The sequence below is a fragment of the uncultured Sphingomonas sp. genome (assembly GCF_934560975.1).
GTDB lineage: Bacteria > Pseudomonadota > Alphaproteobacteria > Sphingomonadales > Sphingomonadaceae > Sphingomonas_I.
Genome location: NZ_CAKTFO010000001.1, coordinates 338,955 through 352,095 on the forward strand (window position 1 = coordinate 338,955; position 13,141 = coordinate 352,095).

The window sequence follows — 13,141 nt, forward strand, 5'->3', positions numbered from 1 at the left end:
TCGTGGGCAAGGGGGAGGCAGAGCTATATGCTCTGCTGGACAGCCTCGCCGGCAATACCGGCCGCAACATCCTGCGCGGCGCGGCCAAGGCGGCGGCGACTGCGGCTCTCCCCATCGTCCAGCAGGCCGCCGGCAGCCTGCGCACTCCTGAAATCAAGGTCGGCGGTCAGGTGAAGCACGCATCCGTGCGCTTGGCTGATGCCCTGAAGGTGGTCGACAGCTCGCGCGGCGACCTGATCAAGTCCAAGCTGCAGCTGCGCAAGTTCCCCGCCTCGGTCGGGATCTGGGCCGAGCATGGCACGCTTGGGCACTGGGTCACCAAGAAGAAGGGCACGAAGCTCAACGGCCTCAGCGTGCGCACCGCCAATCGCGCCCTGCGAAACGGCTCGCTCGTGATCGGCAAGAACTTCGTCGGCGACGCGGTCTACCATCCCGGTGCCAAGTGGAACCCGTTCATGAGCACCGGCGCCGACGCGGCGCGCGAGGTGTCGGCCAAGGCAGCTGCGGACTATGTCCGATTGCGCCTGACGAAGGAGGGGCTGGCCATGCCGGAGACCTTCGAACCCGATGAGGCCGGCGAATGACCGGCGTCGACGTAATCCTGACGCTGCTTGGCGCGTCACCTGACGCGACGGCGCTCGTCGCAGATGGCAGCCGCTGGGCGTATCGCCTGCCTGAGGGCACACCGCTCCCGGGCATTGCCGCCCGCTCGATCTCGATCAGCCGCATGTCGCTGGCTGACGATGCCGCAACCGGCCGCCCCGTGTTCGAGCGCGTCCGCGTCACCGGCGTGTGCGAGAATTATGAGGATCTTCAGGCGCTGACGGCGGTCGGCGGGCAGGGCGCGATCGGCAAGGCTTGTTCCGGCAAGCGCGGCGATGTGGCCGGCCTCGCCGGGGTGTCGGTCGTCTACGAGAGCACCGGCCCCGACCTGGACGATGATACCGGCGCCGACCTCTACTCGCGTAGTATCGATTTCTTCGTGGCCTACACCGAGGCCGCCTGAGGTTCCGCCGCAACTTGCGGCGAAACCTGACCCAGTTTGCCCGCCGGGCAAAGCTCCGCCGGATCGACCGGCTCCAACTCCCCAGGAGAATGACAATGACGTCGACCACCTCGGCGGGCACGCGGCTGTTTATTTCCGCCGCCCTGCCCGCAGCCGAAACCAAGGCCGGCTATGAGGCGCTGGCCTGGACCGAAATCACGGGCGTCCAGACGATCCCCGCTTTCGGCCCCAGCGTCGGTGAGAACAGCTATCAGCCGCTGAACGGCCCGGAGGAGGTCCACAAGGGCCCCGTGTCCTACGGCTCGCTGACCGTCCCCTATGCCTATGACAAGCAGGACGCAGGACAGGCGATGCTGCGCCAGGCAGCGAAGCCGGGCGACAACGCGCTTCGCTCGTTCAAGGTGCAATATCCGAACAACGACGCCCGCTATAATCAGGGCCGCGTCTTCAGCGCAACGGAAGAGCCCGGCAGCGCCACCAATGTCGTGATGGGCAGCGCCCTGATCCGCTTCAGCAAGCAGCAGGTCGACGTCGACGCCGCCTGACCCCTAACCCCATTCCAGCGGGCGGGTTCGACCACGCCTGTCTGGTTCCTGTGCATCGGTCCGCCTCGTCCACGCGGGTGCGAGGCGGGCCGGTGCGCCATCAACCCGCGAAAGGTTTCTCATGAACGGCTTCAACATCGATACGCTCGCCGCAGCGCCCAGCGCCTCCTTGATCCTGCTGCACCCGGCTACCCAGGAGCCGCTGGCGGGCCCCGACGGCCCGGCGACGATCGACCACTATGCGCCCGGCTCGCCGGAATATGCCAAGGCGAAGGCCAAGCAGTCCGACCGCTGGCTCGGTCGCCTGAACAAGCGCGGCGGCAAGGCGAAGCAGTTGTCGGCTGCCGAGCTGGACGAGAGCAAGGCGGACTTCCTCGCCGATATCACGATCGGCTTCAACAACTTCGCCTCGCAGAAGTACCAGCACCTGTCCGGCCGGGACTATCACCACGCGCTGTATGCCGACCCCGCTTATGGCTTCATCGTGGAGCAGTTCGATGAGCAGCTGGGCGATTACGCCAATTTTTTGACGACCTCGGCGAAGAACTAACCCTCTTCGTCCGTCACGCGGCGTGGCTGGCGGCCGTGCCCCAGGCGATGCCTGAGGCTGGCCTGCCGGCCGCAAAGCACAGCAGGGGCGCGCTGCTGGAGGCGGGAGGGGTCGATCCTCCTATGCCGCCGCTCTCCGCGCCGTGGATCGCCGATCGCCTCATGGAGATCGGTCCCGTCCGGTCGAACGGCATGGCGAAAGAGCCGATCGACTTCGATGCGCTCCAGGCCTGGAGCCACATGACCTGCACGCCGATCAGCCCGTGGGAAGCAAAGCTCCTCGTCAGGCTGGCGCGTGAATATCTGGCCGAGAGCCACCGCGCCGAGCACCCGCTGGCCCTGCCGCCGTACCAGACCGAGCCGACGCCCGAAGAACTGGCGTGGCAGGAACGGCGCATGCGGGCCGCTTTCGGCTGAACCGACGGGCCGGTCACGTAGCCGGCCCGTCCATCATGAGGGAGGTTTCCGCACATGAAAGCAGCCACCCTCGAAATCGATGTCGTCGTCGGCGAGCTGGCGCGGCTTCAGCGTGACCTCAGCACGGTCAAGCGCAGCGTTAAGGAGACGATGGGCGAGGCCGCCGCCGGCAACCGTCAGGCCGAGCGGGAAGCAACGCGCCTAGCCGAGACGATGGAGCGCCAGGCGGCGACCTACGGCCGCAACGCCTCGCAGCTCCGCCGGATGGACGCCGAGATGAAGGCGTTCACGGCCAATCAGGCCGGGTTCAACGGCCTTGCGCAGCGGATCATGGATGCCGCTGCCGCCGTCGATCGCGCTGAGGCGGCCGAGGCCAAGCTGTCAGCTGAGGCGCGCGCGGCGGCATTGGCGCAGGCGGAACTGGCCAAGGCCGCTGCTTCCGTGAAGCGCGAGCGCGATCAGGGCATTGCTAGCGCCACCGGTTATCTCGCCGTGCTGGAGCGGGAAGCGGCTACGGCCGGTATGACCGCCACTCAGCTGAAGCAGCTGGAAGTGGCGGAGCGTGCCGCCGCAGCCGAGGCCCTGGGCCTTTCCGAGGTCGCCGCCAAGATCAGGGCGGCCGGCGCCGCCATGGAGCAGTCCACCACGAAGGCCGCCGTGATGGCTGCGGCGGAGAAGCGGCTGGCCGACGAGCATGCGCGTCTTGCCGCCCAGGTGCGGGCATCTCACGACGCGCAAGAGGCGGACGCAGCAGCTGCGGAGCGCCTGCGCGCGGCGACGGACCCGCTCTATGCGGCGACCAAGCGGCTGAATGATGAGATCGCGGAATCGACGCGGCTCTACCACGCTGGTGCGACCGCGCCCGCCGAATATGCTCGCCAGCAGGAAGTGCTGGCCGGGCGCCTGCGGCAGGTCGGGCAGGCGCACGACACGCAGATGCGCGCCATCAAAGGCGGCGCTGGCACCATGACGCAGCTGTCGTTCCAGCTGAACGACATTGCCACCATGGCGTCGCTGGGCGCGAAGCCCATGCAGATCTTCGCGTCTCAAGCCGGTCAAATCTTCCAGATTGCCCAGATGGCGGAAGGCGGCATTGCTGGCTTCGCCAAGCAGGTCAGCCTGCTGGCGCTCGCCTGGGCACCGGTCATTGCCGCGTTTTCGGTTGTCGCCGTCGGCTTCAGTCGCTGGCAGGACCAGGTGAACGATGACAGCGGCATCAAGAAGTATGTCGACGGGCTCGGCCTGACCCACAAGGAGCTGAAGAAGCTCGGCGATGTGAGCGTGTCCACCGGGGACATGATCGCCGGCATGTGGAAGACGATCAGCGATGGCCTGAGCCTCGGCGGCTCCGGCAAGCGCATCATGGACTATCTCTACTCGCCCGACGACATGCGGCAGCTGGAGACGTTCATCTCCCAGATCTACGGCCTGTTCGCCGGCGGCTATGCCGCGATCGTGGAGCTATGGGCCCAGATCGGCCCGGCCGTCGCCGCCTTCTTCAAGCCGCTGGTGGACGCCGCAACGTGGGCGGCCGAGGGCGTGATGAAGGCCTTCCGCTACGTTTACGACACGGTCGCAGGCTGGCTGCAAACGCTCAAGGGCTGGGTTGCCCCGCTCGCCAAGGCATGGGGCGCCGACTTTGACTCCAGCGTGGGCGGCAAGGTCGGTGCGAGCATCGGCGCGGCGTTCGGCAAGGGCTATTCTCAGGGCGCCAAGCAGTTCGTGACGGGCGTGGACAGCTTCTTCGCCAAGTCCGGCGCCAATGCCGTCGCGGCGGCGGAGAAGCGGTACAAGGCGCAGGCCGACAAGATAAAAGCCGATCGCACGCCGACTACTGACAAGCATGCGGAGAGCCTGGCGCGTGAAGCCCAGGCGATTGAGGCGCAGATCGTCAACCTGCACAAGCTGGCCGACGCCTATGGCGTGTCCGGCGCGGCCGCGCTGATCGCGGAGGCGCGCGAAAAGGCCGAGTCCAAGGCGATCAAGCAGCGCGGCGACATCGAGGCGGCCGTTGATCGCCAGATCCGTCTGTCGATCGCCCAACGCCTCGCCGATGCGGCGAAGTCCACCGCATCCCTGAAGGACCAGGCCATTGCGCAGGAGCGCGTCAATGCGCAGGTCGAGGCTGGCGCGATTCCGGCCGAGAAGGCGGCGGATGCCCTTCGCGACCAACTCGCGCTCTTGCCGTTGCTGGCGGCTCAGGAAGCGGCGCGGCAGCGCGGCCTTGTTGCCGACGTGGCGCTCGCCACCAAGGCGATCGATGATCAGACGGCGGCGCAGCAGCGTTTTGACGCAGCGCGCGCATATGCTCAGTTTCAGGACGCAACGGCGTCCGGTGACGATCAGCTGGAGATCCTGCGGGAAGAATTGCGTCTGATCGGCGCGACGGACGCGGCCCGGGTTCATGCGCTCGCCACCTTGAAGGCGACGCAGGAGGCCGAAAAGTTCAATCCCGGCGATCGCGCCGCTTACATCGCGCAGCAGGTCAAGATCGCCGATCAGACCGAGGCCAATCGTCAGGCGCAGGAGCGCTACAACGCTTCGCTGACCTTCACTGCCGACCTATGGGACGAGCTGGCGCGCAACGTGAGCACGGCGGCGCGGGGCATAGCCGATGCCTTCGGCTCGGTCGGCAAGGCGATCGGCGGCATGGCCGAGATCTACTCGGATTTTGCCGCTACCCAGCAGCGCCAGCAAACCGAGCATAAGGCAGCCATCGAAAAGGCCGGCAAGAATGAAGCCGACATCCAGCGCGAGAACGCGCTGTATGCAGCACGCACCGCGACGGCTCAGATCGGCCTGTTCGGCGATATGGCGGACGCAGCGCAGGATTTCTTCGATAAGGGCAGCGCCGGATACAAGGCGCTCCACACCGCCGAGCAGATTTTCCGCGCGGCCGAGTTCGCCATGTCGGTGAAGTCGATGGTGCAGAACACGGCCGAGACTGCGACCAAGATCGCCAACTCGGCGAAGTCTGCCATTGCCAAGGGCACGGAAGCGGTCGTCAACGCGATGCGGGATATGCCTTTCCCGCTGAACATTGCCGCCGCCGCCGCTACCGCCGCCACGGTCGCCGCGCTGGGCATCGGCATCGCCGGTGGCTTCGGCGGCAAGAACACGCTTCCGAAGGCGAACGACGGCGCGGGCTCCGTGCTGGGTGACAGCGATGCCAAGAGCGACAGCCTGAAGCGGGCCATTGACCTGGTCAGCGACCTGCAAAGCCAGACGCTGGTCTACACGACGCAGATGGCGGCCTCGCTGAAGTCGATCGAGGGACAGATCGGCGGCCTGGCCTCGCTGGTCGTTCGCTCGGGAGACGTGCAGGCCGAGCTGGGCATCCCGACCGGGTTCAAGTCGAGCTTGACCGATCGTGCGGGCGGCACTGCGATGCTGGCCGGTGCGGGCGCTGGCATCGGCATGATCGCGAGCGGCCCGCTGGGTGCGATCATCGGCACTGCGCTCGGCAGCGTCATCGGCACGGTGTTCAAGGGCCTGTTCGGCACGAAGACGAGCGTTGTCGGCTCTGGCATCTACGGCGGCGCGCAGTCGGTCGGCGACATCATGGCCAACGGGTTCGACGGCGCGACCTATGCCGACGTCCAAAAGAAAAAGAAGGTGCTCGGCCTCACCGCCAGCACCAAATATTCGACCCAATATGGCGATATGGACGCGGCGCTGGAGCAGCAGTTCGGCCTGATCCTCAAGAGCTTTGCCGACAGCATCAAGGCCAGCGCGGACCCGTTGGGCTTGGCCACGGACGAGGTCACCAAGCGCCTCAACAGCTTCGTCGTCAGCATCGGCAAGGTCGATCTGAAGGGCTTGTCCGGGACCGAGGTCCAGGAGCGGCTTGAAGCCGTGTTCGGCAAGGCAGCCGACCAGATGGCCGCCGCCGCAATCCCGGGGCTGGAGAAGTGGCAGGCGGTCGGGGAGGGGGCGTTCGAGACGCTGGTGCGCGTCGCCAGCACGGTCGAGACGGTCACCTCGTCGCTCGACATGCTCGGGCGCGGCGCCAAGGGCATCGGCATCGATGCCAGCATGGCGCTGGCCAGCCTGTTCGACAGCGTGTCCGACCTCCAGGCGGCGACCGCCACCTACTTCGAGACGTACTACACGGAGGCCGAACAGGCGGCCGTGAAGACCAAGCAGCTGTCCAGCGTGTTTGGCTCCCTCGGGCTGGCCATGCCCGACAGCATCGCGGGCTTCCGCGCCCTGGTCGACGCGCAGGATCTGACGACCGCCGCCGGGCGCGAGACCTATGCGGCCTTGTTGAAGCTGTCGCCTGCCTTTGCCGAGATCGTATCCGGATCGCAGGAGGCCAGTTCCGCCGCCGCGATCCTGCGCGAGCGCAACGACCTGGAGCGCCAGCTGCTCGACCTGCAGGGGGATACGGCCGCGATCCGGGCGCTGGAACTGGCGCAGCTGAACCCGTCCAACCGCGCGCTCATGGAGCGCATCAACGCGCTGAAGGACGCGCAGGCGGCAGAGGCTGCTGCGGCCAGGGTGGCGGAAGAGGCGGCGCAGCGCGCGGAGCAGCTTGCCAGCCAGCGTGCGGCGCTCGAACGCCAGTTGCTCCAGATCAACGGGAATACGGCCGCGATCCGGGCGCTCGACCTTGCCGAGATGGATGAGAGCCTTCGCGCGCTTCAGCAGCTGGTGTGGGCCCGGCAGGATGAAATCGACGCGGCGGCGAAGGCCGCGCAGGCGGCGGAAGAATTGGCCCAGAAGCAGGCCGCTGTCGCTCAGGAGCGTTCCGGCCTTGAGCAGCAGATCCTGCAGCTCATGGGCGACACGACCGAACTGCGCCGGCGCGAGCGTGAGGCGCTCGATCCCTCGAACCGGGCGCTTTACGATCAGATCCAGGCGATCAAGGATCAGCAGGCCGCCGCCGCTGCCGCGCAGCAGGCCGCTGAGGAAGCGGCGCGGGCGGCGGATCAGCTGCGCGACGCGTGGAAGTCGATCGGCGATGGTCTGCTGGAAGAGGTGAAGCGCATTCGCGGGCTGTCCGACACGGTCGGCGCGCAGACCTATGCGTCGGTGCTCAGCCAGTTCAACGCGGCGACGATCGCGACGCGCGGCGGCGACCAGGAAGCGGGTAAGAGCCTGGCAGGCCTGTCCAAGTCGCTGATCGACGCGGCGGCCGGCGCGGCGACGAGCCAGCAGGAGCTGGACCGCATCCGCATGGTGACCGCGAACAGCCTGGAAGACACCTACCGGCTGATCATGAAGGCGAGCGGCAATTCCGCTGCTGCCACGGCCGCTATCGCCGCCATGTCGCCCGCCGTCGCCAACGACAATGCACCGGCTTGGCAGACCGCCACCTTGGCGACGCCCACAGCGGTGGACGCCACCGCTACGGAGATCCGGGCCATGCGTCGCGAAACGCAGGAGGCGCAAGCCGAACTGTTGAACATGACGGAGCAGATGGTCGTGCTGACCAGTCGCATTGCCGACATCTGGGAGCGTGCCGCGCTCCAGGGTGGTGGCGACGGCATCGCGGTCGTCACGTCGACGGAGCGGGACGACACCACCGGGCAGGCGAGGGCCGCATGAAGGTAATCGATCCGCTGCCCATCACTGAGGCGGTCCTGACCAACATCAACCTGCCGGAGACCGAATATCCGGCGTGGTCATCCACAGCGACCTACACGAAGGGGGCCAGGGTAATTCGTGGACATAAGCGGTGGGAAGCCGCCGCTGAAAGCGTCCAGGCCGGCGTGGACCCGCTGACCGAAGCCGGCGCGCAGAAATGGTCGGACATGGGCGCCACGAATCGCTGGGCCATGTTCGACCAGGCGAAAGGGACGCTAGCCACCCGCAACGGACCGATCACGATAACGCTCACGCCGGGTGCCCGGATTGACAGCGTGGCGCTGCTGGAGTTGAGCGCCAAGCAGGTGACCGTCGCCGTCTCGGTCGGCGGTACGGAGATCTACCGCGAAACGCAGGTGACCGCCGCCGGCGGCCGGGACATCGACAACCTCTACGATTACCTGTTCGCGCCGATCGGCACGCGGACCAAGCTGCTGTTCGAGAGTCTTCCATCCTTCTCGAACGCCGTGGTGACAGTGACAATCGAAGGGGTGTCGAACACCGCGCCGGTGAAATGCGGCACGTTCCTGATCGGCCAGATGTTCGACATCGGCACCACGCTGACCGACGTGGACATCGGCATCGCCGATTTCTCCAAGCGGAGCCGGTCCGACTTCGGCGTGATCACGGTGGTGCCGCGCAACTACAGCGACAATCTCACCTACCAGGTGATGATCCAGTCCAGCCGCACCGATGCGATCAAGGACAAGGTCGCATCGCTCCGGGCGATCCCGACCCTGTGGATCGGCGGCCCGACGCTGGACACCCTCCTGACCTACGGATTCTTCAGCAACTTCAAGGTCCGGCTCCAGCGCCTGACCGGGGTGAGCCGCTGCGATCTGAACGTCGAAAGCCTCTGAACGGGAACCATCATGGCAATTCTTGTCGATCCATTGCCCGACGCGCCCATCCGATCGCAGGGGCGCGAGGACTATCTCGACGCCGCAGCGGAGTGGGCGGACGCGCTCAATGTCACCACGATCCAGCGCAACGCGCAGCAGGTCGAGGCCAATGGCTTCGCCGAGCGCGCGGAGACCGCACTCGCCGCCGTGCTGAACGCGCCTGGCACGCTGGCGACCAGCGCCAGCGAACTGACGATCGCCGCCGGGTCGCAATCGTTCCGCATCCAGGCAGGCAAGGCGCTGGTGCCGGGTCTGACCGTGGTGCTGGCGGCACAGCAGAACCCGACCGCGCAGATGGTGGGCGTGATCACCGCCTATGACACATCGGACGGCGACATCACGGTGCTGTTCTCCTTCGCGAACGGCTCGGGCACCTTCTCGTCCTGGTTCATGGGCATCACCGTGTCGGCGCCGGCCGCTACCGCCGCTGACCTGTGGGCGGGGACGGCGCTGAGCTTCGTGACCGCGAAGGCGCTGCGGGAGGCGTGCGCCAGCCAGGCGGTCACCTGGGGGGCGACGCTGACGCTGAATGGCAATGCCGGCCCGAACCGCCATGTGACGCTGGGCGGCGCCACGGTGCTGGCCGCCCCGCAGAACTTCCAGGCGGGCGACAGCGGCCGCATCCGCATCGTCCAGGGCGCGAGCCCCTATGCCATGTCGTTCAACACGGTGTGGAAGTTTCCCGGCGGCGCGCCGAGCCTGACCAGCGCGCCGGGCGCGGTCGATCTGCTGGCCTATTTCGTGCACGATGCCAGCAACATCGAATGCACCCTGCTGCGGGGTTACTGATGCGCGGCATCCACCCGCTGTTCGCCTCGCAGCGGCAGGCGATCTACGTCGGCGCCAGCGTGCCCGGCAATAAGCCGTCCGATGTGGGCGCGCGGCCCGGCGACATGATCTTCCTGAACTGGGAGGGCGGGCGGGCGGACCTGCCCGGCGGAAGCTGGATCTCGCTGGCAACCGGCTGCGATTACCGGATCCTCACCTCCGCCGACGTCGGCAGCACCCTGGAGAAGCTGCCGAACACCAATGAATATGGCGCCTGCTTCGTGCTGCTGCGGGGGCCGCAGGCGCTGGTCCGGCGCATCTCGGCATCGGGTATGGACTTTGACGGTTTCACCAAGTCGCCAGGTCACATCGGGATCGTGACGCGGACCATCTACCCGGCGGGTGGCCTGACCGTCACAGCCGGCGGCGAGGTGCTCGACAACTACGTCTACTCGGCGGCCCGCAACACCTACTATTTCGGCCCGTCGCTCTACCTCTACCCCAAGCACCCGATCTATCCCGACGGCGCCGCCTTCCACATCAGCGCCGCGTCCGGGCCCACGCCTGGGTTCCAGGCCTACGAACTCATCTGAAAGGAAGCACAATGCGTTGGGCTCAACCGCGTGGTGACGGCTGGCAGGAGGTTGTCGGCTCCTTCATCGTCCGCGACATCGAATATCCCGCCAACTGGCCCGAGGACGAGCGGCGCGAGCTCGGCCAGCGCCCGATCGTGGAAGCCCTGCCGATCGTCGCGTGGCAGCGCGAGGTCCGCCGCGAGCTGCTCGACGTGGATGGCGCGCCGGTCGAGACGATCGTGGCCGAGACGATCGACCTCGCCGCATGGAAGGCCAGCCAGACGGGCCAAGTCAACGCGGCGGCGGGCGCGCTCCGTCGGCGCTTCATCACCGACATCACCGGCCAGCAGGCGACCTATCTGGCGAAGGAGACCGAGGCGGAGGCGTGGGTGGAGGGAGCCGACCCGGCCGACTTCCCGTATCTCGCCTGCGAGGCGGCGGCGATCGGGCAGACGATCGGCGAGGTGGCGGCGCTCTGCCTCGCCACGTCCGGCCAATGGCGGCTGCTCGATCCCAAGATCGAGGGCGCGCGGCGCGGCGCGGCGGTGGCGATCGACGCGGCCGACACGCATGAGGCCGCCCTTGCCGCTGCCCAGGTCGACTGGGACACCGTGATCGCGGCATGATCCGCCGGCTGCGCACCTTGCTCCACGCCTGGCTCGTGGCGCTCGACCAGCTCGCCTACGTCACCACCGCCGGCCCGGCCTATCTGCTCGGCCTCGGTCCGATCCCCAGCCCGTATGAGACGATCAGCAGCAGCGTCGGCCGGCACGCCAATGATGGCTGGCGCTGGGCGCGCGTCGCCCGCTGGCTGATCGATCGCCTGTTCACCATGCTGGTGGGCAGCGCACCCGGCCATTGCCAACGCTCGATCGTCCGGGCCGACTGGATCACCGCCACTCTGCCCTGACCGGCGCAACTCACAGCCGCAGCCGATCAACCGGGCGCCGATCGCGTGCGGCTGCCGCCACTTACCCTGGAGGACATCAACAATGTGGATGGGCATCGGACTTGCTCTCACCGCGCCACGCCAGCCTGCGCCGGCGCCGCCGGATAGCGGGCCTGGGCCATCGCCATCAACCATGGCCCTCACAACTGAAAACGGTGCTCGCCTGCTGCTGGAAGACGGCAGCCTGCTTCTTCTGGAGAACAATTGACATGCCTGACACGAAGATTTCAGCACTTAGCTCGTCCGGTCCGCTGACCGGCCAGGAGATGCTGCCGCTGGTCCAGGGAGGGCAGACGGTGCGCGGAAGCATCGGCGTCCTGCTGGCCGAGGCAGCACGCCGCGCCGATGCTTCTAACGTCGTGATCGTGAACGACGGAGACAGCAAGGGCCAGGAACTGCAGGCAGCCGCTCGGTGGGCGCTGGCCCGCCAGCCGCGCAACGTCCGGTACGGGGCGAGCATCAACGTCGGCTCTTCCACCACGGGCGACGGCACCTTCGACGTCAATGGGGAGACCAAATACAATCTCACCCATCCCACGCGACTGGCGGCTGCCGTTCAGACCATTACCGATCTGACCGGCAAAGGCTTTCAGGTCGACGTGTGGATGAAGATCGGCACCAACGATCTTGCCGCAGCGTCTCCGGTCATCTCGCATGATGCCATTCTCGCCAATGTGAAGAAGGCATGGAACCTCTACCAGGCGGCCGGTGCGCGGTTCCTGATCCTGCACGCTGTGGATCCCCGGACCTCCTTCTCCTCTGCCCAGCGGATCATCACGCTCAACCGGCTCTATAGCGAGTTCGCGCAATCGACCCCGGGCGTGTTCTTCCTCGATCTGGCTGCGCAGCTCGTTGACCCAACCAGCGCCACGGACGCGCCGCTGGGCGGCAGCACTGGTGGCGCCTTTGCCGTCATGGTTGATGGCCTGCACCAGTCGGAATATGGCTTTTACCGCTCCTCGTTCGGTTTGGCGCCGCTGTTGCAACGGCTCTACACGCCGCTCCCGATCGATCTCCTCCACCGTACCGACGCGTTCTCCGCCACGGCGACACGCGGCAACCTGCTGGGCACTGTCGGTCGCATGGTGGCCCTTGGCGGCACCGACAGCAGCGTCAAGAGCGGCACGGGCACCGTCACCGGCACGCCCCCGAATGGCTGGGAGCTGACCAGCACGACCACGCTGACCGGCGACCTTGGCATCACGTTCACGCAGGCGGCGTGTGCGGCGCTCGACACCCACATGGGCTCGTCCGGTTCGCAGTGCGTCAACATGGCGCTGTCGGGAACGCCTACAGCCGACGGCAGCATCCGGCTCCGCCGCACTGTTCTGACCAGCTCGGGGGTCAGCGTACCTGCCGGTACTCCGCTGATTGGGGAGGCGCTGGTGAACTTCAGCGCGCTGCAGGGACTGCACGGCTTTACCGCAAGCGGCAATGCCAACGCTGGCCTGAATGGCTCGACGGAGCTGTTCGGCGTAGGTGCCGGCGGAGGCAAGGCCAGCAGTCAGTTCCCTGCTCTGACCGGCCTCCACTTCTTCAACGGATTGGTTTCGCACGTCCCGGTAGCAACAAAGAACATCACGACATTCAACGCCGACTTCATCTTTAGCTACCGTGCCGGTGTGCCGCTCTCTGGGTCGATCGACCTGATCCAGATGGCGTGGCGTGCAGCGTTCCCGCTGCCGGCGGCGGCGGCTTAGGCTCAAGGTCGGCGCCGCCCCGGGCTGCTTGGACTAGGGTGTCAGCCCGTGGTGGGCGCCGCAATCGTTGCAGAAGATGGAACCCGGCTTGGCTTCGTGCGTGCAGCACGCGCAGTGCGGGAAGGGCTCTATCTTCTGCGG

The 13,141-nt window shown here is 67.0% G+C and carries 12 protein-coding genes; all 12 read left to right on the forward strand.

The features are described 5' to 3' along the window. The first annotated feature begins 2 nt into the window (after positions 1 to 2). The gene (locus tag Q0D93_RS01590) at positions 3 to 584 is read left to right on the forward strand and encodes a hypothetical protein (RefSeq protein WP_294390443.1); all 582 of its coding nucleotides are present in this window, start codon (positions 3 to 5) and stop codon (positions 582 to 584) included. Further along, a complete protein-coding gene (locus Q0D93_RS01595; RefSeq protein WP_294390445.1) occupies positions 581 to 1,006 on the forward strand; it encodes a hypothetical protein in 426 nt (141 codons plus the stop codon). The genes Q0D93_RS01590 and Q0D93_RS01595 overlap by 4 nt, the downstream gene beginning before the upstream one ends. A 95-nt stretch (positions 1,007 to 1,101) precedes the next feature. Next, positions 1,102 to 1,551 (forward strand): hypothetical protein, encoded by a 450-nt coding sequence (locus tag Q0D93_RS01600; RefSeq protein WP_294390448.1) that lies wholly within the window; start codon positions 1,102 to 1,104, stop codon positions 1,549 to 1,551. A gap of 121 nt (positions 1,552 to 1,672) precedes the next feature. Further along, the gene (locus tag Q0D93_RS01605) at positions 1,673 to 2,101 is read left to right on the forward strand and encodes a hypothetical protein (protein ID WP_294390449.1); all 429 of its coding nucleotides are present in this window, start codon (positions 1,673 to 1,675) and stop codon (positions 2,099 to 2,101) included. Positions 2,102 to 2,136: 35 nt separating this feature from the next. Continuing rightward, positions 2,137 to 2,517, forward strand: coding sequence for a hypothetical protein (locus Q0D93_RS01610; protein WP_294390451.1), 381 nt, complete (start codon positions 2,137 to 2,139; stop codon positions 2,515 to 2,517). Between the two features lie 54 nt (positions 2,518 to 2,571). Continuing rightward, a complete protein-coding gene (locus Q0D93_RS01615) occupies positions 2,572 to 8,067 on the forward strand; it encodes a hypothetical protein (RefSeq protein WP_294390454.1) in 5,496 nt (1,831 codons plus the stop codon). Next, positions 8,064 to 8,966: a hypothetical protein gene (locus Q0D93_RS01620; RefSeq protein ID WP_294390457.1), complete on the forward strand. Its 903-nt coding sequence runs from the start codon at positions 8,064 to 8,066 to the stop codon at positions 8,964 to 8,966. Before Q0D93_RS01615 ends, Q0D93_RS01620 begins: the two co-directional genes overlap by 4 nt. 12 nt (positions 8,967 to 8,978) lie before the next feature. Then, entirely contained in the window at positions 8,979 to 9,797 is an 819-nt protein-coding gene (locus tag Q0D93_RS01625; RefSeq protein WP_294390459.1) for a hypothetical protein, read from the forward strand. Then, positions 9,797 to 10,369: a hypothetical protein gene (locus tag Q0D93_RS01630; RefSeq protein WP_294390462.1), complete on the forward strand. Its 573-nt coding sequence runs from the start codon at positions 9,797 to 9,799 to the stop codon at positions 10,367 to 10,369. The genes Q0D93_RS01625 and Q0D93_RS01630 overlap by 1 nt, the downstream gene beginning before the upstream one ends. An 11-nt stretch (positions 10,370 to 10,380) precedes the next feature. Next, positions 10,381 to 10,977: a hypothetical protein gene (locus Q0D93_RS01635; RefSeq protein ID WP_294390465.1), complete on the forward strand. Its 597-nt coding sequence runs from the start codon at positions 10,381 to 10,383 to the stop codon at positions 10,975 to 10,977. After that, positions 10,974 to 11,261 (forward strand): hypothetical protein, encoded by a 288-nt coding sequence (locus Q0D93_RS01640; protein WP_294390467.1) that lies wholly within the window; start codon positions 10,974 to 10,976, stop codon positions 11,259 to 11,261. The genes Q0D93_RS01635 and Q0D93_RS01640 overlap by 4 nt, the downstream gene beginning before the upstream one ends. 248 nt (positions 11,262 to 11,509) lie before the next feature. Continuing rightward, a complete protein-coding gene (locus Q0D93_RS01645) occupies positions 11,510 to 13,000 on the forward strand; it encodes an SGNH/GDSL hydrolase family protein (protein WP_294390470.1) in 1,491 nt (496 codons plus the stop codon). Positions 13,001 to 13,141: the final 141 nt, after the last annotated feature.